General features: G+C 71.9%; 20 protein-coding genes and 2 pseudogenes. 16 read left to right on the top strand and 6 right to left on the bottom strand.

Features of this window, described 5'->3' with window-relative positions; all coding sequences use genetic code 11:
• Positions 1 to 16 precede the first annotated feature (16 nt).
• The 11 genes from ACIRD8_RS15650 to ACIRD8_RS15600 are packed head-to-tail and all read left to right on the top strand — an operon-like array spanning position 17 to position 14,312.
• A complete protein-coding gene (locus ACIRD8_RS15650) occupies positions 17 to 1,819 on the top strand; it encodes an AMP-binding protein (RefSeq protein ID WP_403990807.1) in 1,803 nt (600 codons plus the stop codon).
• Positions 1,816 to 3,207, top strand: a complete 1,392-nt coding sequence (locus ACIRD8_RS15645) for a condensation domain-containing protein (RefSeq protein WP_403990805.1) — start codon at positions 1,816 to 1,818, stop codon at positions 3,205 to 3,207. Before ACIRD8_RS15650 ends, ACIRD8_RS15645 begins: the two co-directional genes overlap by 4 nt.
• On the top strand, positions 3,204 to 4,604 hold the full coding sequence (locus ACIRD8_RS15640; RefSeq protein ID WP_403990802.1) for an MFS transporter: 1,401 nt from the start codon (positions 3,204 to 3,206) through the stop codon (positions 4,602 to 4,604). Before ACIRD8_RS15645 ends, ACIRD8_RS15640 begins: the two co-directional genes overlap by 4 nt.
• Positions 4,605 to 4,664: 60 nt before the next feature.
• Positions 4,665 to 5,792, top strand: coding sequence for a pyridoxal-phosphate-dependent aminotransferase family protein (locus ACIRD8_RS15635; RefSeq protein ID WP_403990799.1), 1,128 nt, complete (start codon positions 4,665 to 4,667; stop codon positions 5,790 to 5,792).
• Positions 5,789 to 8,059: an FAD/NAD(P)-binding protein gene (locus tag ACIRD8_RS15630; RefSeq protein ID WP_403990796.1), complete on the top strand. Its 2,271-nt coding sequence runs from the start codon at positions 5,789 to 5,791 to the stop codon at positions 8,057 to 8,059. Before ACIRD8_RS15635 ends, ACIRD8_RS15630 begins: the two co-directional genes overlap by 4 nt.
• 46 nt (positions 8,060 to 8,105) lie before the next feature.
• On the top strand, positions 8,106 to 8,765 hold the full coding sequence (gene phzG / locus ACIRD8_RS15625; protein WP_403990793.1) for a phenazine biosynthesis FMN-dependent oxidase PhzG: 660 nt from the start codon (positions 8,106 to 8,108) through the stop codon (positions 8,763 to 8,765).
• A gap of 29 nt (positions 8,766 to 8,794) precedes the next feature.
• Positions 8,795 to 9,748 carry a hydroxyacid dehydrogenase gene (locus tag ACIRD8_RS15620; RefSeq protein WP_403990790.1) on the top strand — a complete coding sequence of 318 codons (954 nt, stop codon included), beginning with the start codon at positions 8,795 to 8,797 and terminating at the stop codon, positions 9,746 to 9,748.
• Positions 9,745 to 10,857, top strand: a complete 1,113-nt coding sequence (locus tag ACIRD8_RS15615; RefSeq protein ID WP_403990787.1) for a zinc-binding dehydrogenase — start codon at positions 9,745 to 9,747, stop codon at positions 10,855 to 10,857. The genes ACIRD8_RS15620 and ACIRD8_RS15615 overlap by 4 nt, the downstream gene beginning before the upstream one ends.
• Positions 10,854 to 11,966, top strand: a complete 1,113-nt coding sequence (gene argC / locus ACIRD8_RS15610; protein ID WP_403990784.1) for an N-acetyl-gamma-glutamyl-phosphate reductase — start codon at positions 10,854 to 10,856, stop codon at positions 11,964 to 11,966. The genes ACIRD8_RS15615 and argC overlap by 4 nt, the downstream gene beginning before the upstream one ends.
• On the top strand, positions 11,956 to 13,155 hold the full coding sequence (pgk, locus tag ACIRD8_RS15605; RefSeq protein ID WP_403990781.1) for a phosphoglycerate kinase: 1,200 nt from the start codon (positions 11,956 to 11,958) through the stop codon (positions 13,153 to 13,155). Before argC ends, pgk begins: the two co-directional genes overlap by 11 nt.
• Before the next feature lie 2 nt (positions 13,156 to 13,157).
• Positions 13,158 to 14,312: an iron-containing alcohol dehydrogenase gene (locus tag ACIRD8_RS15600; protein WP_403990778.1), complete on the top strand. Its 1,155-nt coding sequence runs from the start codon at positions 13,158 to 13,160 to the stop codon at positions 14,310 to 14,312.
• A gap of 28 nt (positions 14,313 to 14,340) precedes the next feature.
• Here ACIRD8_RS15600 and ACIRD8_RS15595 read toward each other — a convergent pair whose 3' ends face one another.
• The gene (locus tag ACIRD8_RS15595; protein WP_403990775.1) at positions 14,341 to 14,982 is read right to left on the bottom strand and encodes a DUF402 domain-containing protein; all 642 of its coding nucleotides are present in this window, start codon (positions 14,980 to 14,982) and stop codon (positions 14,341 to 14,343) included.
• Between the two features lie 82 nt (positions 14,983 to 15,064).
• On the bottom strand, positions 15,065 to 15,841 hold the full coding sequence (locus ACIRD8_RS15590; RefSeq protein ID WP_403990773.1) for an AraC family transcriptional regulator: 777 nt from the start codon (positions 15,839 to 15,841) through the stop codon (positions 15,065 to 15,067).
• Positions 15,842 to 15,896: 55 nt separating this feature from the next.
• On the opposite strand from ACIRD8_RS15590, the gene ACIRD8_RS15585 reads away from it, so the two are divergent.
• The 3 genes and pseudogenes from ACIRD8_RS15585 to ACIRD8_RS15575 all read left to right on the top strand — a co-directional run.
• Positions 15,897 to 16,502 (top strand): class I SAM-dependent methyltransferase, encoded by a 606-nt coding sequence (locus tag ACIRD8_RS15585; RefSeq protein WP_403990770.1) that lies wholly within the window; start codon positions 15,897 to 15,899, stop codon positions 16,500 to 16,502.
• Positions 16,503 to 16,517: 15 nt separating this feature from the next.
• Positions 16,518 to 17,363: an NAD(P)-binding domain-containing protein gene (locus tag ACIRD8_RS15580; protein WP_403990767.1), complete on the top strand. Its 846-nt coding sequence runs from the start codon at positions 16,518 to 16,520 to the stop codon at positions 17,361 to 17,363.
• Between the two features lie 5 nt (positions 17,364 to 17,368).
• Positions 17,369 to 17,551: pseudogene (locus tag ACIRD8_RS15575) on the top strand (type II toxin-antitoxin system RelE/ParE family toxin); the annotation flags it as partial.
• 51 nt (positions 17,552 to 17,602) lie between these two features.
• Here the strand turns inward: ACIRD8_RS15575 and ACIRD8_RS15570 are convergent.
• Positions 17,603 to 19,021, bottom strand: a complete 1,419-nt coding sequence (locus ACIRD8_RS15570) for an ATP-binding protein (protein WP_403990764.1) — start codon at positions 19,019 to 19,021, stop codon at positions 17,603 to 17,605.
• A 286-nt stretch (positions 19,022 to 19,307) separates the two neighbouring features.
• Between ACIRD8_RS15570 and ACIRD8_RS15565 the strand changes: the two genes are divergently transcribed.
• Both ACIRD8_RS15565 and ACIRD8_RS15560 read left to right on the top strand, forming a co-directional pair.
• Positions 19,308 to 19,583, top strand: a complete 276-nt coding sequence (locus ACIRD8_RS15565) for a hypothetical protein (protein ID WP_393882841.1) — start codon at positions 19,308 to 19,310, stop codon at positions 19,581 to 19,583.
• On the top strand, positions 19,580 to 19,987 hold the full coding sequence (locus ACIRD8_RS15560; RefSeq protein ID WP_403990761.1) for a PIN domain-containing protein: 408 nt from the start codon (positions 19,580 to 19,582) through the stop codon (positions 19,985 to 19,987). The genes ACIRD8_RS15565 and ACIRD8_RS15560 overlap by 4 nt, the downstream gene beginning before the upstream one ends.
• A 510-nt stretch (positions 19,988 to 20,497) precedes the next feature.
• Here the strand turns inward: ACIRD8_RS15560 and ACIRD8_RS15555 are convergent.
• From ACIRD8_RS15555 to ACIRD8_RS15545, 3 genes and pseudogenes are all read right to left on the bottom strand, one after another.
• Entirely contained in the window at positions 20,498 to 22,213 is a 1,716-nt protein-coding gene (locus ACIRD8_RS15555; RefSeq protein ID WP_403990759.1) for an AAA family ATPase, read from the bottom strand.
• A 57-nt stretch (positions 22,214 to 22,270) separates the two neighbouring features.
• The gene (locus tag ACIRD8_RS15550) at positions 22,271 to 22,801 is read right to left on the bottom strand and encodes an NUDIX domain-containing protein (RefSeq protein ID WP_403990756.1); all 531 of its coding nucleotides are present in this window, start codon (positions 22,799 to 22,801) and stop codon (positions 22,271 to 22,273) included.
• A gap of 1 nt (position 22,802) precedes the next feature.
• Positions 22,803 to 22,952 (bottom strand): annotated as a pseudogene (locus tag ACIRD8_RS15545) (tetratricopeptide repeat protein); the annotation flags it as partial.
• Between the last annotated feature and the right edge of the window lie 92 nt (positions 22,953 to 23,044).

Genomic DNA, 23,044 nt, shown 5'->3' with positions numbered 1-23,044 from the left:
ATTCGGGTAAATCGTCATGGCTGAGAAGAGCTCCGGAACAGAAGCACAAACACAAGCACGAGCAGAAACAGCGGAAGCGGTCCGGAATTCCGCAGGAGACCCGGAAAGACATTCCGAACCGCCCTCCGTCGTCGAATTATTCGACGCATCCGTTCGCACGCACGGAAACGAGCCCGCAGTTCTCTCTCCGTACGGCGATCTTTCCTACCGTGAACTCGACGAGCGCGCCGCCGCCGTCGCCGGCTCACTCGTCCGCGGCGGCACCCGTCCCGGCGACGTCGTCGCGGTGGAACAGTCCTCGCATCCGGGGTCGGTCGCCGCCCTTCTCGCCGTACTGCGCGTCGGCGGTGTCGTCCTCCCCCTGGACCCTCTGCTGCCCACCGCGCGCCGCTCCGCGGTGCTGGCCGCGAGTGGGGCGAACCGGCTGATCAGGGCCGGCGAGTCGTACCCCGCACCGACCGAGGAGGTACCGGGCGGCCGGACACCCGTCGGCGCACACGACGCCGCGTACGTCTGCTTCACCTCGGGCAGCACCGGCGAGCCCAAGGGGATCCTCGGCAGTGGTGCCGGTCTGGCGCACTTCGTGCGGTGGCAGCGGGACACGTTCCGGATCGGACCGGGCGACCGGGTCGGGCAGCTGACCAGCTGGGCGTTCGACGTGGCCCTCCGGGACGTGTTCACGCCGCTGGCGGGCGGCGCCGCGCTGTGTCTGCCCGATTCGCGGTCGCCCGACGCCGACCGGGTCCTCGGATTCCTCTCCCGGCGCGCGGTCACCGTCCTGCACACGGTGCCCTCGCTGGCCCGGCGCTGGCTCGTGGGGCGGGCACCGGCCCCGCTGCCGGACCTGCGGCTGACCTTCTTCGCCGGCGAGCAACTGCACGGCGAGCTGGTGCGCGACTGGCGTGAGCGGATCGCTCCAGGTGGACGCGTGATCAACCTGTACGGGCCGAGCGAGACGACCCTCGCGAAGTTCTGGTACGAGGTCCCGCGCGAGCCGGCGCCCGGGCCGCAGCCCGTGGGCCGGCCCCTGCCCGGCGCCCGGGCCGCGCTGACCGACGGCGGCGAGGTGGTCATCCGGACGCCTCACCGGTCGCACGGCTATCTGACCGGGCCGGACGGGTTCCGGCCCGGGCCCGGCGGCGCGGACGACGTGCTCTACCCGACCGGCGATCTGGGCCGCTTCGACGGGGCCGGGGACCTGCACCTGCTCGGCCGTGTGGACGACCAGGTCAAGGTGCGCGGCGTACGGCTGGCCCTGCGGGAGGTGGAGCACGTCCTCGAATCCGTGCCCGGCGTGGTCCAGGCGGGGGTCGTGGACATCCGGGACGAGCAGGGGGAGGTGACGCTCGTCGGACACGTACAGGTGCGGGATCCGGGGCCCGACGGGCCCGTGACCCGCGACGCCCTGCGCCGGGCCGTCACCGGGCGCCTGCCCGCCGCCGCCGTGCCGTCCGTGCTGCACCTGGCGGACCACGACCTGCCCCTCCTGCCGAGCGGCAAGCTCGACCGCTCGGAACTGCGGACGCGCTCCGCTCCCCAGGTACGGACGGACCGCGCGGCCGCGCCCGTGACCGCACCCGCCGTCACCATCACCGAGGTGTGCCAACAGGTGCTCGGCGTCTCCCCCCTCTTCCCCGAGGACAACCTCTTCGACCGAGGTGCCGACTCGCTGTACGCCCTGGAGATCGCCGCCCGGCTGGAGGACGCCCTGGGCACCCCCGTCCCGCTCGGTCTGCTCTTCGAGGCACCCACGATCGCGGAGATCTCCACGCTGCTGGGTTCGCCCGTGGCCGCCGGGCCGACGGAGGCGGCGCCATGACCGCGGACACCGTCCTCGCCGCCTGGAACCACCGGCACCGGCTGCGGCAGAGCGCTGCGGAGGCCCGGCGCGGGGTGTTCAACCCCCACCACTCCGTACGGGCGTTCAGGGTCACCGGCCCACTCGACCTCGCCGCCCTGGAGCGCGCCTGGCTGGGCCTCCAGCGGCGCCATCCCGTCCTGCTCAGCTCCTTCGGCCCCGACCACGACCGGGGCGGTGACCGGTGGCGGCTCACCGGGGCCGACCCGGTCGGCCTGGCCCGTCCGCTCTCCCCCGCGACGTCGGCCGCCACGACATCGGCCCGCACCGCGTCGGCCCCCGTGTCCCGGGCGGAGGACACCCTGCGCCGGGCCGCCGCCGAGCCCTTCGACATCGCGAACGGACCACTGGCCCGCCTGCTCGTCGTCCCCACCGCCGCGCCGGACACGGGACACCTGGTGGCCCTCGTCGTGGAGCATCTCGTCACCGACGGCTGGTCCGGCACCGTGCTCCTGCGGGACCTGCGTGCGCTCTACGCGGCCGAGGTCGGGGCTCCGTACGATCAACTGCCCCGGATCGAGCAGGACTTCGCGGAGTTCACCGCGCGACAGAACACCTATCTGGAGTCCCCCGCCGGACGGCGGCTGCGGCAGGAGCTCGCCGAGCGGCCTGCCGGGGGCAGCCCCCTGCCGGACACCCCGCTCAAGGGGTTCACCGGCCGGACGCCCGTCCGGCACGAGCGCCACCGCCGGCTCGACCGCACGCTGGACGCCGCCGGCTACGACCTGCTGCTGCCGCTGGCCCGGTCGACCCGCACCACCCGGCTCAACCTCGTGCTGGCGGCCGTCCACGCGGCGCTCGCCGATCTGTCCGGACGGCGGGTGGTCGCGACGACCATGACGGTGTCCAACCGTGCGCACCCCTCGCTGCGGCACAGCGTCGGCTGGTTCGCGAGCAAGGTCGTCGTGGCGAGCGAGCCGCACTCCGGGGCCGATCCGCTGCGTCGCCTCGACGCGCTGCGGTCCGCGGTGGCGGCCGGCCTGGAGGCGAGCCGGGTGCCGTGGCCGACACAGATCCACGACCACCGGACCGAGCTGTTCGGCACCCAGGCGACCACGCCGTTCCTCTCCTTCAACGCGCAGCCCGAGCGCATGCAGGAGACCGGCGGCTTCGCCGACCTCTTCGCCGGGGCCCAGGCACGGCCCGTACCTCTCCCGCTCGGCTGGCAGGACGCCGCGCTCGCCACGCAGTGGCAGGAACGCGGCCCGGGCGGCCTGCGGATGACGGTGGACTACAAGACGGACTGGTACGCCGAGACGGACGTCGCCGCCCTGTGGGACGCGGTGACCGGCCACCTGGAACGGCTGGCCCACCTCCCGGTGCCCGGCGGAAGGGCGGGCCGGACGTGAGCGGACTGGAGAAACAGGCCACCGGTACGAACACGGAGGCACCCACGCACGTGCCCTCCGGACTGCGCTACTCCGTCGGCACCGGGGTCTTCCTGCTCTCCCTCAACTCGTCGATGATCGCGGTGGCGCTGCCCGTCGTCGGGGACGCGTTCGGCTCCGGCGCGGGCCTGTCCTGGCTGGTCTCGGGACTGTACGTCGCCACCTCGGTGGGCGCCCCGACCGCCGGCCGGCTGACCGATCTGTACGGCCCCCGGCGGGTCTACCTCGGCGGACTGCTGCTGGTGGTGCTCGGCTCGGTGGTGGGCGTCCTGGCACCGGGGCTGGGCACACTGACGGCGAGCCGCGTGGTGATCGGGCTCGGGGGTTCCGCGCAGTACCCCGCCGCCGTGGCCATCATCCGCCGCCACTCCGCCGCCACCGGGAGCACACCGACGAAGGCGCTGGCCACCCTGTCCATGGTGGGCCAGACGGCGGTGGCGTTCGGACCGCCGATCGGCGGCCTGCTCGTCAGCGGCTTCGGCTGGCAGTCGATCTTCCTGGTGAACGTGCCGCTCGCGCTGCTCGCCTGGCTGTGGGTGCGGCGCACCGTGCCCGCGGACCCGCCGGCGCCCGCGGACCGGCCCCCTCTGCTGCGGACGATCGACCTGCCGGGGCTGCTGACCTTCGTGGGCGCGATCGTCGCCGTGATGGTCTTCCTGCTCTCCTTCGGCTCGGGGCCCGCCCTGTGGCTGCTCCCGGTGGCGGCCGTGCTCCTGACCGCCCATGTGGTGTGGGAGCTGCGGGCGGGATCGCCGTTCGTCGACATACGGATGCTGGTGCACAACCGGGCGCTCAGCTTCACGTACGCCCGGACGACGGTCACGTACACCGCCTTCTACCTGGTCTTCTACGGCTTCCCCCAGTGGCTCCAGGACAGCCGGGGCCTCTCCCCCGCGACCGCCGGTCTGGTGGTCTTCCCGGTCGCGGCCCTGGGGTTCGTCAGCACCGGGGCGGGCGCCAGGCTCCAGACGCGGTACGGAGTGCTGGTGCCCCTGCTGATCGGCAACTCGGCGCTGGCGGCGGTCGGTCTGCTGCTGTGGGCGGCCGTGGACACCGGTACGGCGCTGTGGGCGCTGCTCCTGGTCGCCGCGCTGCTCGGGCTGCCGAACGGGTTCAACAGCATCGGCAACCAGTCGGCGATGCTCGCGGCCGCCGAGGCGGACCGGGTCGGTATCGCCTCGGGCCTGTACCGCACCTGTCAGTACGTGGCGGCCGCTCTGGCGGCGGTCCTGCTGGAGCTCCTGACGTCGAACGCCGGCGCGTCCGGCGTCGTCCGTCCACTGGGACTCGCGGTCCTGGCCTGTGGCGCCGCCCTGGTCCTGACCGCCGCCTTCAGCCGCACCCTGCGCCGGAACTGAACACCCGCTCCACCTCCGCGAGTCAACGGATCCACCCATCCATGCCCAGGAGGCACTCCCATGTCCGTTTCCGAAGCACCGTCCGCCCCCGACCGGCTCGTACTGCTCAACCCCGGGCCGGTGAACGTCCACGAGGACGTCAGGACGGCCATCGCCGCGCCCGACAGCTGCCACCGCGAGCCCGAGGCCGCCGCGTTGATCAACCGGGTGCGGCAGAAGGCCGCCCGGATCGGCGGCGGCGACGACAGCCACACCTCGGTGCTGCTGGCCGGGTCCGGTACCGCCGCGCTGGAGGCGGTGTTCTCCTCCGTGGTCCCGGCCGAAGGACGCATCCTGATCCTCGACAACGGCCACTACGGCGAGCGGCTGTACCGCATCGTCAGCGTGCACGACGTCCCGCACCGCCGCCTGGAGTTCGGCTGGACGAACCCGATCGATCCCGACGAGGTCGACCGGGTGCTGGCCGCGGACCCGTCCCTCACCCATGTGGGCCTGGTGCACCACGAGACGAGCACCGGTCAGATCAACCCGCTCCGGGAGATCGGCGAGGTCGTCGCCCGGCACGGCCGGCAGCTGGCGGTGGACGCCATCAGCAGCCTGGGTTCGGAGCGGCTCGACATACCGGCCGACCACATCGACTGGCTGATCGGCACCGCCAACAAGAACCTGGAGGGCCTGCCCGGCGTCAGCTTCGTCGTCGCGCCCAGGCACCGGCTGGACGCCCTGGAGAACGTCCCGGCCCGTACGTTCTACCTCGACCTGTACGGCCACTACGTCTCCCAGGACCGTCTGAACGCACCGCTGTTCACCCCCGCGCTCCAGGTCCTCACCTCCTTCGAGAAGGCCCTGGACCTGGCCCTCGCCGAGGGCACGGAAACCCGCGGCGCCCGCTACGCCTCCCTCGCCGACCGGGTCCGCACCGGCCTCGCGTCCCGCGGCGCCAGCTTCCTCCTCCCGCCCGAGCACCGGTCCAACTCGGTGACCGACGTCCATCTCCCGGAGGGGATCGGCTACGACGACCTGCACGACGGCCTCAAGGCCGAGGGTTACGTCGTCTACTCCACCCAGGAGCAGCTCGCGGGCGTCTTCCGGGTCGCCAACATGGGCCAGCTGACCGAGGCCGACATCGACGGGTTCCTCGCCGCGTACGACCGGGTGGTCGCGAAGCTCGCGGGGGTGGCCGCGTGACCGCCACGGTTTCCGACGCCCCCACCACCGTGAGGGTGAGCCTGGCCCTGGTCGGGGGCGGGCCGAGCAGCACGTACGTACTCGACCGGCTCGCGGCCACCGCGCTCGCCGCCGAGGGTCCGCTGGCGCTGGACATCCATGTCTTCGACCGTTCGGGGCAGTTCGGGGCCGGGCAGGTGCACAGCCCGGACCAGCCGCTCACCAGTTTCCTGAACCGGATCGTGGGCCAGGTGGCGTTCGCCGCCGACGAGTCGGTGGCCGACGCGGGGCCGCTGCTCGATCCCGCCGACCGCCCCACGCTCCTGGAGTGGTGCCGGGCCAGGTTCCTGGAGACGGGCGACCGGGTCTACGACCTGTCGGCCGAGGACTGGCCCAAGCGGTACGTCCACGGCGAGGCCCTGCGCGACCGCTTCGGCCGCTATGTGGCCCTGCTGCGCGGGATCCCGGGCGTCCGGGTCCTGCTGCACCGTTCCGAGGTGACGGACCTGGTGGAACGGGAGGACGGGCGCCTTGAGTTGGTGACCGGCTCCGGCACCTCCGCCGCCACGGCCCCCGGCACCTCCCCCGACACCTCCCCCGGCACCGGTGATCCGGTCCTCGCCGACCACGTCCTGATGCTGACGGGACACTCCTCCAACGACCCCCTGGCGTCCCCCGCCCGTCGCGACTGGATCCGCTTCGCCGCCCGTCACACGGCCGCCTTCGTGCCCTCCGCCTACCCCCTGGAGAACGCCTTCGGCCCCGAGGTCGCGGGCCCCGGGACCACGGTCGGCTGCCTGGGCATGGGCCTGACCGCGATCGATGTGATCCTGCACCTCACCGAGGGCCGTGGCGGGCGGTTCGAGCCCCGGGCCGACGGCTCGCTGGAGTATCTGCCCTCCGGTGCGGAACCCGCCTCCGTCGCCGTGTTCAGCCGGTCAGGCCTCTTCACGTTCGCCCGCCCCTACAACGCCAAGGAGCGCGATCCCGAGCGCCTCGAACACCGGGGCGTCTTCCTCACAGAGGACGCGGTCGAGCGACTGCGGGTCTCGGCGGGGAGCCCGGTCCGGGTCGGCGGCCGCACCCGGCGCCAGCTCGACTTCCGCGCCCATCTGCTGCCGCTGGTCGTGCTGGAGATGGCGCACCTCTACTACACGACCCTGTTCGGCGAGGAGTACGGCCGCCACCTGGAGGACACCGTACGGCCGCGGTACGAGTCCTTCCTCGACGACGGCGGTGCCGGAGCGGACCCGGCGTCGGCGCTGCGGCGGCTGCTCGACCCGCTGGAGCGGCGGGTCGACACCACCGCGGCCGAGGTCGACGCCGTCCTGGCGGGCGGCGGCGCTCCCGGCCGGCCGGTGCCCGCGGTGCTGCCCCGGTATCTGCGGGTGGTGTTCGGTGAGGAGCGCGGCGCGGTCCTCGCGGAGCTGCTCGCCGGTGACCGGGCCGGGTTCGCCGCGGCGGTGGCCGGGTCCGAGTCGCCGTACCGGCACGGCCGTACGGCGGCGGAGAACCGGTTCTCCTGGGAGCGCACGATCGAGCCCCTGCCGCGTGGCGCCCACACCACACCGGAGGCGTACCGGGAAGCCGTTCTCGACTTCCTCGATCTCGACCACCGCTGGGCCGCGCAGGACAACCTGTGGAACCCGGCGAAGGCCGCCGCCGACGGCGTCTGGCGGGATCTGCGGGACGTCCTGGCGGCGGCCCTGGACTTCGGCGGGCTGCACGCCTCCTCGCACCGGGACTTCCTCGACGTCTTCATGCGCCACCACAACCGGTTGTGCAACGGGGCCGCCCTGGAGGTCATGGAGAAGATCCGGGCCCTGGTCCGGCAGGACCTGGTCGACGTGTCCGCAGGCCCCGACGCCCAGGTGTACGGCGATGAGGGGACCGGGCGGTTCCGGGTGCGGGGGGCGGTCACCGGGGCCGACATCCCGCTGGACGTCCTGGTCGACTCCCGTGTGCACCCCTTCGACGCCGAGCACGACGTGCTGCCGCTCTACCCGAACCTGCTGCGCCGTGGTCTCGTCCGTACCTGGCGCAACCCGGGCGTCGGCGAACCCGACTTCGTCCCCGGAGGGCTCGACCTCACCGACGGTTTCCATCCGGTGCGCGCGGACGGGAGCCCCGACCGGCGGCTGACGCTGCTCGGCCCGCCGAGCGAGGGCGTCATGTTCTTCCAGCTGGGCGCCCTGCGTCCGAACCAGAACCACCACGTCATGCAGGACATCCTGTGCTGGCTGCGGGAGTTCTGGCCGCAGGCCACCGCAGCCCCCGCGCCGGTGTGACCGCGCCGCCGCCACGACCGTACGCACCCCCTGGAGACGAGACACCGTGACATCGAGAACGACACCGGCGGCCGCCGACACCCTGACCGGCGACACCACCCTGTCGCTGCCGGAGTTCGACGCGCCGCCCGAGGAACCACTGGCTCTGCTGCGCGCCTGGCTGGACGGGGCGCACGAGCGGGGGGTGCGGGAGGCGAAGGCGGCCGTCCTGGCCACCGCCGACTCGTCGGGGCGGCCCTCGTCCCGGGTGGTCTCGGTCAAGGAGGCCGACGCCGGCGGGCTGGTCTTCACCAGCTTCCGGGGCAGCCGGAAGGGCCGGGAACTGGCGGACCAGCCGTGGGCGTCGCTGACGTTCTACTGGCGGGAGACCCTCCAGCAGCTCACGGTCGCCGGGACCGTCGAGCCGCTGGCCGACGGGGAGTCGGACCGGCTGTTCGCCGAACGCCCCCGTGCCGCACAGGCCACCACGGCGGTCTCCCGGCAGAGCCGCCCGCTCGACGACGAGCCGGCGCTGCGCGAACGGGCCCGCGAACTGGTCGCCGCCGAAGGCCCGTTGACGCGCCCGGCGGAGTGGACCGGTTACCGGCTGCTGCCCGGGAGCGTCGAGTTCTGGTACGGCAGCCCGGACCGGCTGCACCGCCGGCTGCACTACGAGCGCCCGGCGCCGGACACGGCGATCTGGACCCACCGGCGCCTTCAGCCGTGAACCGGCCGACGCTCCAGCGAGGAGGAACCATGAGCGGAGAGCGGGCACGTGTCCTCGTGCTCGATCCCCTGCACCAGGACGCCGTGGCGGAGCTGGGCCGCGACCACGAGGTCGTGGTGCGCCTGCGGCCGGCCGAGGACGAGCTGGCCGGGCTGGTCACGGACGTCGACGCGATCGTCGTCCGCAGCGGGGTCCGGATCACCGCACGGGTGGTGGAGCAGGCCAAGCGGCTGCGGGTGGTCGCCCGGGCCGGTGCGGGCACCGACAACATCGACCTGGACGCCTGCCGCGCTGCCGGGGTGCAGGTGTTCAACATCCCCGGAGCCTCGGCGGGGGCCGTGGCGGAGCTGGCACTCGGCCTGGTCCTCGCCGTGACCCGGAACATCGTCCGCGCGGACCGCCGCATCCGGGAGGGGGTCTGGGACAAGACGGGCTCGGCCGGACCCGAGCTGGCCGACCGCACGCTCGGCGTGGTCGGGGCGGGCCGGATCGGCTCACGGCTGGCAGAGCTGGGGCAGGCCGTCGGTATGCGGGTCGTCGCCTCGGTGGCCCGGCCGTCGGCGCAGCGGGACCAGGAACTGCGCGAGCGCGGCGTGACCCGGCTGGCCCTCCCCGAGCTGCTCGCCACCGCGGACGTGGTGTGTCTGGCGGTGCCGCTCACCGAGGCGACCCGGGGCCTGGTGGGCGCCGCCGAACTCGCCGCGATGCGCCCCGAGTCGTACCTGGTGAACGTCTCCCGGGGCGGCGTGGTGGACGAGGACGCGCTGTACGGGGCGCTGCGCGGCGGCACGATCGCCGGGGCGGCACTGGACGTGCACGCCGTCGAACACGGGCTGCCCGCTCTGGCAGCCCTCGACAACGTCGTCCTCACCCCGCACATCGGCGCCACGACGACCGATGCCCAGCTGCGGGTGGGCCGCATCCTCGTCACCGAGCTCCGCCAGGCCCTGGCGGGCACCTCGGCCGAGGGGAGGGTCGTGTGAGCGGGAGCCGCGGGGAAGCCCGTACGACTGAGCCCCTCGTCACCGCGACCGGGGCGACGGCGGTCGCTCTCACCGCCGTCCGCCGGCTCGAACCCCGCCGGGTGCCCCGACTCCTGCCGGAGCCCGGGGAGTTGCTGGTGCGGGTTGCCGCGACCGGGATCTGCGGTTCGGATCTCGCCGCCTACCGGGGCACCCACCCCTACAAGACGGCGCCGGCGGTCCTCGGGCACGAGTTCTCCGGCTTCGTGGAGCAGGTCGGCGCGGGAGTGGCCGGGTTCGCCGAGGGAGACCTGGTCTGTTCGGCCGCCTTCTCGCACTGCGACGACTGCGAGGCGTGCCGGAGCGGGGCCGTGAACCTGTGCGGCCGCAAGCTCAACCTCAGCCACCTCGGCTGGGACGGCTCCTTCGCCGACCAGGTGCTGCTGCGCCCCAACATGACCCACCGGCTGGCGCCCGGCACCCATCCGGTGGCCGGGGCCCTGGTGGAGCCGCTCTCCATCGGCCTGCACGCCGTGCGCAGCGCGCGCCGGGAGGGCAGCGTGCTGGTGCTGGGCTCCGGCACCGTCGGGCTGAGCTGCGTGGTGGCCGCCCGCAGGCTCGGCCGGGGGCCGGTGGTCTGCGTCGACCTCGGCGCCGGCAAGGGTCGGCTCGCCCGTGCGATCGGCGCCGACGGGTACGCCGACGCGGCGGACGGGGATCCGGTGGAGCGGGCCCTGTCCGCCCTGGGCGGCCGGCCGGCCGACACCGTCGTGATCGCCGCGGGCTATCCCGGCGTGCTGGACCAGGCGGTGCGGGCGGTGCGGCCCGGCGGCGAGATCGTGATCGTGAGCTATTTCGAGGACCGGCCGCCGGTCGACCTCAACGCGCTGGTGGGCCGGGAGGTCACCGTCCGTACGTCCGCGCTCTCCACCCCCCGGGACTTCGCCGAGGTGATCGGCTGGCTCACGGACGGCGGCCTCGATCCGCTGCCGCTGGTCACCCATCACTTCCCGCTCGCGCGGGCGGCCGACGCGCTGCGGCTGATGGACCGGGCCGACACCCCCACAGGGAAGATCATGCTGCATGTGACGACGGATCCGGCCGAGTTCGGGAACGGGTGGTCCGTATGACTGCCTCCCCGGGTTCTCCCGGCATCCGCGTGGCCGTGGTCGGTGGCTCCGGGCACACGGGCGGGGAGGCGTGCCGGCTGCTGTTGAACCATCCGGCGGTGGCGGAGATCGTGCCGACCTCCCGCACCGATGACCCCTTCGAGCGGGTGCATCCCAACCTGCTGGGCAGCGGGCTGGAGTTCGTGCCCGTGGAGGAGGTGGTGGCGGCGGCCGCCCGGTTCGACGCGGTCCTGCTGTGCACCCCCTCCGGTGAGGCGATGCGGCTCGCTCCGCTCCTCCTCGACGCCGGGACCCGTGTGATCGACCTGAGCGCCGACTTCCGCTTCCCCGACCCCGAGCGCTACCGGGCGGCGCACGACCGTGAGCACACCGCGCCCGGACTGCTCGGCGAGGCGGTGTACGGAGTCACCGAGTTCGCCCGTGACCGCGTCCGCACGGCCCGTCTGGTGGCCAACCCCGGCTGCTACGCCATCACCGCGCTGCTCGGTCTCGCCCCGCTCCTCGGCACGGGCCTCGCCCGGCCGGACACACCGCTGCACATCGCCGCCGTCAACGGCACCACCGGCGCCGGCGTCACCCCGCGCACCGCTATCCAGCACGCCGAGGTGGTCGGCTCCCTGCTGCCGTACAACCTGGCCGGACACCGGCACGCACCCGAACTGGAGGAGCGGTTCGCCCAGCTGGCCGGTGCGCCGGTGGCTGTCGACCTGAGCACCGCGCACGGCGACTTCGCGCGCGGCATCCACATCCAGGCGAGCGTGCAGCTCCGCCCCGGACGGCGCGACGGCGTGAGCCGCGAGTCGCTGCTCGCCCTCTACCGGGAGCACTACGGCGAGGGGTCCTCCGGGGAGTACTTCGTACGGGTCAACGACCAGCCGTCGCTGGGCGGACCGACCGACAAGGACTACGGCCGCTTCCCGCACCTCGCGGCCGTGGCCGGTTCCAACTTCGTCCACATCGGCCTGGACCACGACGCCAGGCTCGGCATCGCCCGGGTGGTGGCCGTCAGCGACAACCTGGTCAAGGGGGCCGCCGGTTCGGCCGTACAGAATCTGAACGTCATGCTCGGGCTCGCCGAGACGGACGGACTGCTCGGCTATGGCCTCTGATCCGCTGGCCGGAGTGCCGCTGCTGTCCGGGCAGCCGGTGGCGCGGGGGGAACGGTGGATCTTCTCGGCCGGGTTCAACGTGTCCGCGTCCCTGTCCCCGACCGCTCGGATCGACAGCGAGGTGGCCGATCTCGCGCGGCTCTCCGACGCCGGGGCCCGGGTCGCGCTCCTGTCCCACCAGGGCAGCCACCGGGACGGTACGGCCGGGCATCTCCCGCACATCGCGGCCCACCTGTCCCGCGCGCTGGGCCGGCCGGTGCGCTACCACCCGGAGAACGCCTCCCCCGGAGCGGCACTCGCCGCGCGGCGGATGCGGGACGGGGAGATCGTGCTGTTCGGCAACACCCGGCTGCACGCGGGGGAGGAGGCCGGGGACCCGCAACTGGCCCGTTCGTTCGCCGCGTTGGGTGACCGGGTGGCCGTGGGCGGCTTCTCCAAGGCGCACCGCTCGCACGCCTCCAACACCGGTCTGCTCGACCACCTGCCGGGCTGGGCGGCCGGCTCCCTCGCGGCGGAGGTACGGTTCCTCGCGCCCTGGGCGGCGGGCCCGCACGCGCCGCCGGGCGGTGCGGCCGTCCTCGGCGGGCGCAAGCCCGAGAAGACCCTGGTGGGGCTCGCGGGTCTGGTGGGGCGGCACGAACTCGTGGTGCCCGCCGGGGTCGTCCTGAACACGGTGCTGCGGGCGCTCGGCCACGACGTGGGCGCCTCCGACCTCGGGGAGCGCCCGGCGGCCTGTCTGGCAGCGGCCCGGGCGGCGCTCGACGCGCCCGGCCGGACCCGGATCCACCTGCCCACGACCGTGTTCACCGTGCCCGCAGGGCAGGTCGGCACGGCGCCGGCCCGGCCGGTGGCGCTCGCCGACGGCGTGCCGCGCGGTCACGCCGTGGTGGACTTCGTCGTCGAACCCTGGGCGCTGGCCCTGCTGGCACGCGCACGGCGCGCCCTGCTCGCCGGCACCCCCTCACGCCACCTCGACGGATACACCGTGGCCTCCGGGTCCGTCCTGCGGGCGCTGTCCGCCGCGGCCCCGGGCAGCGCCCTGCTGCTCGGCGGGGACACCACGACGGAACTCCCCTGGCCCGGCCCCGCGTCCACCGGCGGGGGCTCCGCCCTCCAGTTCCTCGTCGAGGGCACCTCCTCGGTCCTCGACGCACTGCGTTCCCGTTCCCGGCCCCGAAGGAGCACGTAACGATGACCGCGTACGACACACGGCACGACGATCCCCCGTACATCTTCCCCGTACCCACCCGTGTGGTCTTCGGCGCCGGCACGGTGGACCGCACCGGAGAGCTGGTACGGGAGCACGGCGAACGGGCGCTGGTGGTCACCGGGCGCACGGCTGCCCGGCACCACGGCCACCTGGACCGGGTGCTGGCGTCCCTGGCCGAGGCGGGGGTCGCCGCCGCCGTGTACGACCGGATATCGGCCAACCCCCGCTCCGACGAGGTCGACGAGGCCGCCGCGCTCGCCCGGGCGCGGGGCACCGACGTCGTCGTGGGACTCGGGGGCGGGAGCGCGCTCGACGCCGCCAAGGGGATCGCCGTGGCGGCAGGTCTGGAGGCAAGCGTCCGGGACGTCATAGGCGTCACGCTGGACCCCGGTGTCCCGGTCCTGCCGCTGGTCGCCGTCCCCACGACCGCCGGGAGCGGCTCCGAGGTCACCAAGGGGGCCATCATCACGGACACCGTGCGGCACTTCCGCTCCGGCGTGCGCGGTGAGCAGCTGTTCCCACGGACCGCCGTCGTCGACCCCGACCTGATCGCCTCGGTGCCGCCCGCAGTACTCGCCGAGACGGCCTTCGACGCCCTCGCCCACGCGGTGGAGGGCTCGGTGGCCGCCCAGGCCACCACCGCCGGCCGCGCCCTGGCCCACCGGTCGATCGGCCTGATCACCACCCATCTGCCCGCGGTGCTGGGCGGCGACCGGGACCCGGCCCACCGTTCGGCTCTCTCCCTCGCCGCACTGCTCGGCGGCGTGAACGTGGCCACCGCGAGCACCTGCCTCCCGCACCGCCTCCAGCAGGCCATGGGGTCACTGCCGGGCCTCGGCATCTCGCACGGCCGGGGCCTGGCAGTCCTCTATCCCGGCTGGCTGCGCCACACCGAACCCCTCGCCCCCGGCCCCTTCGGCGAGCTGGCCGACGCCCTGGGCGCCGACTCGGCGTACGCGGGCGTCGAGCGGCTGAGGGAGGCCGCGGGGCTCACCGCGCGGCTGAGCGACTGGGGCGTCACCGCTGCCGAACTCGACACCCTGGTGGCCGGGGTCAGCGGGAACCTCGGCAACGACCCGGCGGGGGCGACGGCGGACGCCGACTATCTGCGTACGCTCTACGCAGAAGCCCTGTAGCGGCTACACGGAGGCTCTATAGCGCGGTCTACGCGGAGGCGGCCCCGCAGCCGTCGAGGGGCCGCTCACACCCCTCGTCCTCGTCCGACAGCGGCACCGCCGCCGGTACCTCCCACTCCTCCGGCGCCCGCCAGTCACGCCACGGCTCCCACCAGCCGGCGCCCCGCTCCACGAGGTCCACCACCGAGGCGGCGGCGGACCTGACCGCGGCCGCCTCCTCCTCGGTGAAGCCCCCGGAGCGGCGGCGCTCCTCGAAGTGGTCCTCGTCCTTCCACCGGTGGGCCGAGCCGTCGGCGGGCAGCAGCAGGTCCAGCTCCTGGTCGAGGGTGTCGAAGCCCCGGTCGGTGCGGTGCAGCGGCTCCTGGAAGTTGACGTACCAGTCGGTGAACTCCCCGCCGGTGCGCCGCGCCCACACCGCGTACCCGTCGCCGGGGCGCTGCAGCTGGAGCACGCCTTCCGACTGCCAGTACGGTTCGAACGCCGACCAGGGGTGCGGGCCCCAGCGGAACTCCCCGCCACCGAAGGTGAGCGGCGTGCCGTGCGCCAGGTAGACGGCGAGGAGGTCCCCGGTGTCCTCGACCACGCGTACCGGGTAGACCATCCACTCCCGGCCGTCGAGGATCTCGCGACGGACGATGACTTCGTTCACGGAGAAACGGCGTTCCATCATGATCGGCACCGTAGCAACCATGGACAGCGGGGTTCGACCTCGGCGAGAAGCCAGGTCCTGCCGCGTGATCGGCCGGCAGGCGTCATCGTCGAGGTGGATGGCCCCGCCCTCGCGCACCGAAGTACGCGCCCGGGGTGGTGCCGGTCTCACGTCGGAACGCCGCGACGAACGCACTGACCGTTTCGTAGCCGACTCCGCGCGCCACGCGATGGAGCGGCTCGCCGGCGGCCAGGGCAGGCAGCGCCGCCTGGAGGCGGACGAGGGTGCGCCAGCGGCCGAACGACATGCCGGTGTCGGCCAGGAACACTCTGGCGAGTGTGCGCCCGGAGGTACCGACCCGCCGCCCCCACGCATCCACCCCGAGCCCACAGGCCGGATCATCGAGCAGCTCCCCCGCGACCTGGCGGGCGCGCGGGTCCCTGGGGAGCGGAGCCCCGAGGGCGGTGGCCGTCACCGGCCGGAGCAGGTCGAGGAGCACCGCCTCACCGCGCGCCTGTTGCTCGGCGCCGAGCTCCGGATCGTCCAGGTAGCCGATCAACTCGGCCAGTAACAAAGGGACGTGGACCGGCTGGACCGTGGCCCACCGCTCCGGATCGGCAGGGGGCGATGCCGGCAGATAGAGCGAGGTCATCGTGGTGTGGCCGGCCGAGACGACCTCGTGCGGCACTCCGGCCGGGACCCACAGGGCGCGCGTGGTGGGCAGCACCCAGCGCCGGGAGTCCACGTCGACCGTCAAGGTGCCACGGGAGGCCCAGGCCAGCTGGTGTGTCCGGTGGGTGTGCCGGCCGAACCGCGTTCCCGCCGGCATGGGGAACGTCCCGATGGAGACGAGCGCACCGCCCTGTCCGTTTCTCGACATGAGTTGGAAGGTTACGGCCTTCTGGACAGCGGCACCGTTCCCTAGCGTTGCCGTCATGAACACCGACCACGCCGAACTGTGCGCGAGCCCGGAGTGGGCCGCCCATCTGCACGACGAAGTACTGCCGTTGGCCGTCGCGCGTGCCGACCTCGGGAATGAGCTGCTGGAGGTCGGCCCCGGTCCGGGAGCGGCGACCGAATGGCTGCGGACCAAGGTCGACCGCCTGGTGGCGGTGGAGATCGAGGCCGAGGCGGCGTCACTCCTCGCCGAACGGTTCGCCGGTACGAACGTGGAGGTCCGCCGAGGGAGCGGCACCGCGCTGGAGTTCGCCGACGACTCCTTCGACTCCGCGGCGTCGTTCACGATGCTGCATCACGTACCGACAGCGGCTCTCCAGAACCTCCTGCTCGCAGAGATCCTCCGGGTGCTCAGGCCGGGCGGCGTGCTCGTCGGGGCCGACAGCCTGCCCAGCCAGTCGCTGCACGCCTTCCACGAGGGCGACGTCTACAACCCGGTGGAGCCGGCCGCACTCCTCGTACGCCTTCAGACACTGGGCTACGTCGACATCACCCTCGGCGTGGGCAGGCGGCTGACCTTCTCCGCACACAAGCCTCCCGCCCAGGCCGAGCAGGGATCGTCGAATCCCTCGGCGCGGCCCTGACGGAGCGAGGGGCGCATGACAGAACTGGAGCAGTCCACGGCCGCCGGAGAGGACGACACCGTGAAACGCATCGGCATCATCGGAGTGGGAGAAATCGGCCGGGCCCTCGTGGAGGGCCTGTACGACGCGGGCGGCCCGGCGCCGGAGGTGTTCCTCTCCCCGCGCGGCGCCCGCACCGCAGCGGGACTCTCCGAGCGGTACGCCGGCGTCCACACCTGCGCCGACAACCAAAGCGTCGTGGACCGGGCCGAGTTGGTGATCGTCGCCGTACGCCGTCAGGACCGGCACGAGGCGCTGGACGGCCTGCGGGTGGACAGCGACAAGGTAGTGGTCAACGTGATGTCCGGGGTCCCGGGCGAAGACCTGCGCGGCATGCTCGCCACCGACGCGCCGCTGGTGCGCGCCATCCCTCTGCCGTCCGTGCGCGAACGCCGCTCCGTCACCGTGACCTGCCCGTCGCACCCGGCCGTCGACGCCTTCTTCGAGCAGCTGGGCGGGGCACTGCCGGTCACGGACGAGGCGGCCTTCGACGTCTTCTCCGCGCTGACCGGGACGCTCACCACCCACTACGCATACCTCGCCGCGCTCACCTCGTGGGCGGCCGGACACGGCATCCCCGCCGACGACGCGGAGCGCTATGTGCGCGGCCTCTTCCAGGCCACCGGCCGCGCCCTGGGCGACGAGACCCGCTCCCTGCAACGGCTCGCCGCCGACCACGAAACCCCCAGGGGCAACAACGAACGCATCCGGACCACATGGTTCGACCAGGCCAACGCCACGGCCCTCGACAGCGCACTCGACGGCCTCCTCACCGATCTGCGCCACCCTCGGGCCACAGCCCCGGGGGACCCCATCCGCTGAAGTGCGCGCTCGCCTCCCAGCCCGAGCGCCGCCGCCTCAGAGTCGGCGACTACCGCGTCATCTACACCGTCAACAACGGCGAACTGATCGTTTGGGTCATCCGCGCACGGGAAACGAAGGGGTCCGCCTCCGAGGATGCGGACCCCTTCCGGCCTGCGCGCTTGACGCATCACCTGACGCAAGGTTGACATGGCTGCACAGCAGCGCCGCGCTCACGTGCCGTGCCCGCCATCCGCCCCTCACATCGGCCAGGCGGTCAGCAAATCGTCGGGACCGTAGGTGGCATCAAGCCCCGGACAGTCGACGCCGCTGCGCGAAACCGCAACGACTGGAACAGGTTCGTCGGTGAGGGCGGCCCGGTGCCGATGGAGAGCGGCCAGGTCGTGCCGGTCGAAGGCTGACTGCTCCAGCCACTTGATGGAGCCGACGAAGAGCAGCTCCTTGGCAATGGGGGCGCGGTCCGCCCCGACGATGTCGATTTCGACGTCGTTGGTGCGGGTCCAGTAGCCGCCCACCGCGGGGGCCGCGGGCAGCCGGTCATCGGGCAGTATCCGCGCCAGGGCCTCACGGACAAGGGGCTCGACGGCCCGGCCGCGCCAGCTGGTCCAGTTCTCCCGGATGCGCGCCAAGGTCAGATCACCCCGTCCCCGCTCGATCTCCTCCATGGACGGGCCCAGCAGGTGCAGCCAGAACCGCAGGTACGGATCTGCCACCCGGTAGCGGCGGTCCTTCGACGGACGCAGCGATACTGGCAGCTCCGCCGCGACGATCCGCTTGTCCGTGAGCAGCTCCAGCGCTCGCTGCAGGGGTGTGGCCCCGATACCGCCGGCCGCGCGGGCGATATTGGTGAAGGTCCGCTCGCCACTTCCGATGGCGGCCAGCACCGTACGCGCCTGGGCCTGCGGGGGGAATTCAGCGGCCAGCGAGCGCTCGGCCGACACCAGCAGGGCCGAGACCGGGTCGCTCAGCGCCTCACCGAGGAAGTCCCACAGCCCTGCGCCCCGCGGCCACTCCGCGCAGATCAACGGCAGCCCGCCAGTGACAAGCGCGGCGTCGAAGGCTTCCGCCGGATCCAGGCCGAGCATCCGCCCCACCTCCGCCGGGTTCAGCGGTCCGAGCACCATCTCCCGGCCGCGCTGGTGGAAGGGGCGTCCATAGCTGTTGAGAGCCTCCATCATCGACAGATCGGAACCGATGAGGACCAACAGCACCGGCTTGGTCTCCAGTACCCGGTCCCAGGCCCGTTGCAGTACACCCTCGAAGGCGCCATCGGCATCCATCAGGTACGGCACCTCGTCGATGACCAGCACGCTCGCCCGGTCGGCGGGCAGCGCCGCAGCCAGCACGTCGAACGCGGCGTCCCAGCTATCCGGCCGTGCGGCGGCCACCAGCCCCGCCAACGGCAGCGTCGATGCTTGGGCGTCCCGGGCCAACCGTGCCAGATCACCGCTGGCAGACGCACCGGTCGCCGCGTAGAACAAGAACGGAGCTCCGGAGCGCTCCGCAAACCGCTCGACCAATCGCGACTTGCCCACCCGGCGCCGTCCACGCAACATCACGCACCGACCGGGCCGCTCCCCGTCAACTCCTGCCGACACCTTCCGCAGCTCTCGCTCCAGAGTCGCCAGCTCCTGCCGGCGGCCAACGAAATCAACCATGTCCCGCCGACCTCCACACATGGAACTAACAGAGAAGTTACCAACATAGATGTTAGTTAAAACCTCGGCCAGTCGACGCGCGGCAAGGCCCCCTGCGCACCCGGGCACGACCCGGCGCTGGACAGCGCACCCAGCCCTCCAGCGCCCCAGCACCATCCCGGCACGGGAATCACTGCAAAGTACAAGAAGATCCAGAAGCGCCAAGACTGCGCATCAACGCCCGCCCCGGATACAGGCCGCGCAGCTCTCCAGGCGCTGTAATAGTTCCTGTACTAGACTTGCAGCCATGAAGTCACCCCGCCCTGGCGGCACCGAGAACATCTCCGTCTCGATGCCCTCGGAACTCCTCGGTGCTCTGCGCACCCGTACCGGTAAGCGCGGTGTATCCGCGTACGTGGCGGCGGCGGTCCGGCATCAGCTCGCCATGGACGGTCTGGCCGAGATCGTGGCCGCCTACGAAGCCGAGCACGAGCCGCTGAGCGAGGCCGAAGTTCAGGCCGCGCAGAGCGAACTGTTCGGTGACGCACCGGCGCCGTACGCGTCGAACGACAGCGCCGCATGAAGGAGCCCGCGGCCAGGTCCCTGGTGCTCGACTCCCAGGCGCTGTCGCTGCTGCTGCGCGACGATCGCCAGATGATCACCCGGATCGAGGCCGCTCGGCGCGTGGGCGTACCCGTCCTCGTGTCGGCCCTGACGGTGGTGGAAGCCGTCCACGGGAAGACGGATACCGCCCGGCTGCGCTGGCTGCTCTCCCGCCTTCAAGTCCAAGACGTCACCCCGGCGGACAGTCTCACTGCGGTGCAGCTCCTGAGCGACGCCGGCGGCCTGCACGGCCACAAGTACGCCATCGACGCCCTCGTCGCCGCGATGGCGCTCCGCTCCCCTGCGCCCGTCCTCGTACTGACCTCGGATCGCGACGACTGGTCGAAGCTGTGCGGCGACCAAGTACAGATCAAGGACGTGTGAGGGCGTCGCGCGTGTGCGCGCTCACCTGCAGGTCATCCATGCCCCGCTCTCAATCCTGCGGCGCAGGTCGAGACGGAGGACGGCCATCCGGTCGCGCAGAAGCGGCACGGGAAGCACCGCAACGAATCACAGTGGTGACACGGTGCGATGTCTTCGACTTGCTACGCGCTGTGGAGGGCGGCTGGTGGGGACGCCTGGACGAAGTCGCCTTCCTGGGCAGCCTGTACGACCTGACTATCCCAGCACCATCCCAGCACGGGAAAAGCCAAGGGCCCGACTCCGAAGAGTCGGACCCTCTCTGACCTGCACGTTTGCCAGATCAGTGACGTGGCGGTACGGCACCCACTACACGTTGAAGCGGAATGTCTACGGACTGATCCTGACCTGCGGCGGAGCCCCATCCAGGGCTCTGACCTGGGACTTCCCGGTTGGCACGCGTTGGCTCCCGACGGCCGTTTACGGGTTTCCTGCGGACTGGCTGCGGACTGGCAGACATCCGCGATCCCCCAGTCAGCGGGACGGCGGAACGCTTTCAGTGAGTTCCTGGTACGCGTCCATGACATCACCCACGTGCAGCGTGATGACCTCGTCCTCCGACGGGACTCCAGAGCTGCCGTGCGCCTCGTAGACCCGCAGGTCCCGCACTGCGGCAGCCTTCCGAGCGAGTTCGCGCGCGAAGCGACCATTACCAAGCCGGTCGATCAGGTCATTGGTGACGACGAGGTCACATGACGTGCGCAGCGCAACCGCTGCCTCGTCGGTAAGGGCATCGCCTTGGGCTACCAGGAACGACTCCGCGATCAGCACCAGCTCGTCAGCCGAGTAGGCAGGGAAGTCCACCCGAGTGTTGAAGCGGGAGGTGAGACCTGGGTTGGTGGACAGGAGGTCATCGATCTCGCTCGGGTACCCGGCGAGAACCACAACCAGGCGGTGCCTGTCGTCTTCGGCTCGTTTGAGGAGCACCTGTAGGGCTTCCTTGCCGAAGGCGTCACCTCCCGAGTACCCGGTGTTGGACAGTGCGTACGCCTCGTCGATGAAGAGAACGCCATCCAGGGCCTCGTCGATGATCTTTGATGTCTTGATCGCCGTCTCTCCTAGGTGCTGTCCCACGAGGTCAACGCGCTGGGCCTCGACGACGTGGCCTCGGGCCAGCAAGCCAAGCCCTGCGAAGACCTTGCCTACGACGCGGGCCACCGTGGTCTTGCCCGTGCCGGGCGGCCCGGCAAATACCAAGTGCTGTGGAGCCGGTGCCGCAGCCAGGCCCTGGCCTCTTCGCACTGACGCCATCCTCAGCTGTGCCGACAGGGTCCGCACCTGGCGTTTCACCGGGGCCAGCCCGACCATCTCGTCGAGTTCGGCCATCGCCTCGTCCAGCAATGCCGAACGCTCCTCGTCGCTCAAAGTGATGCTGGAGGAATCCTCACGTTGTTCTTGCGCAGCCCCAGCAGCCTGGGCGGGCAGGCGCGCAGCCGGCGAGGCCACCACCTTCGCCCGCTGGGCCACATCACCCAGGGTCGGGCTGTACCGGAACGCTGTCTGAAACTGCTTCAGGGCATCCTCAGCCTGGCCGAGCTGCTCATACGCACGGCCACGAAGGTAGGCAACCTCCCCGAGAAAGCCGGCGTTATCAGCCAGCGCTTGTGGGAGTGGGTTCAGCACGTTGAGCGCCTCATGGGATACGCCTTGGGCGATAAGACTGGCCGCAACACAGAGCTGCGACTCGTCCCGTAGGAAGGAGTTCCGGATTCCCTCGGCAAAGGTCAGAAGGAGTGGCCAGTCCTTCTTCAAGACGGCGTAGCGGGCGCAGACGAAGCGGGTCTCGTCGCAGTCGAGCACTGCGTGGGAGAGCATGTTCCATGCTTGATCGAGTAGGCCGTCGTCCAAGAACTTCGCCGCCCTCGCGAGCCACAGATCACGGGACGTCTCTAAACGGAAGTTCACATAGCTCCCGATCTGGAACCGGGAGGACAACGGGGTCTGGAGCTGCGTGCGCATGGCACCGAAGGACTGAGCTTGACCGTGCATGGCCTCGATCGCCTGGCCCTGGAGCTGCCCCGCGGCATGCAGTCCCAGCCAGGCGTCAGCAGCAAGAGGGTTGTGCGCGACGGCCGTGTGAAAGGATGCAGCCGCAGCGGCCTGATTACCCACCCTCAGTTGTGCAACCCCTTCGAGCCACGCTTGCTCGCAATTCTTGATCGAACGCCGTGATACGGACGGCCCCTGCACCCAGGTCTCCAGTGCTGTCGTTGGCTGATTCAGATTCGCCCGCCTTGGATAGGCGGGCTAGTTCCACCCGTCAAGTGATACCTGGGAGTTGCCACCCAAGTACTGATGCAGGGCGCTGGCGGTGGTGTCCACGAAGTTCTCGGGGACAGCGTCGGCGTCGATCCAGCGGACCTGGGAGTGCTTGCGGGGTTCGCGGTTCTCGGGTTCGCCGGTCCATTCGTGGGCTGCGAAGACGACGGTGAGAAAGCCGTTGGGGGCTTCGACGCCCCAGGCGCCGTGGATGATGTGGGCGACTTTGAGGGCCTCGGGCTTCACCATGAGGCCCGTCTCCTCGTAGAGCTCGCGGACCGCGGTCTCGGTGATGGGCTCGCCCGGTTCGCTCTTGCCGACGGGCAGGTCCCACATCCCCTGAGCGAACTTGGCGTTCTCGCTGCGCTGGAGGAGGACGACACGGTTCGTGGCCTTGTCGTGGACGATGACGGCCGCGACCAGCAGAGTCATCGAGTCGAGCGCCGGCTTGAGGGCTGGGGGGCGGTTGTCGGTCTGCTGAGCCACGGGGTTTCCTTCGTCGGGCGGGTGGTTGGGCATGTTAGGCGAGGGACTCGCGGGCTCGGCGGGCGAGATCTGCGGCTCCGGGGACGCGGCGGCGCTGGTAGATCGCGAGCGTGGAGCGGATCGAGGTGATCGCCTTGCGGGTGCGGTCGGAAGTCATGCCCTCCATGAGGACCAGGGCCTGAGAAGCCGTTTCTCTACCGGGCGTGATCGTTTGATTGTCGCTGGTCAGGCATGGTTTCGGAGGAGGTGAGGGAGAGTCTCGACGTTCTGTTCCGC

This window comes from Streptomyces sp. NPDC102451 (assembly GCF_044765485.1).
GTDB lineage: Bacteria > Actinomycetota > Actinomycetes > Streptomycetales > Streptomycetaceae > Streptomyces.
The sequence above is the reverse complement of the archived record's forward strand: the minus strand, read 5'-3'. Positions and strand labels throughout refer to the sequence as shown.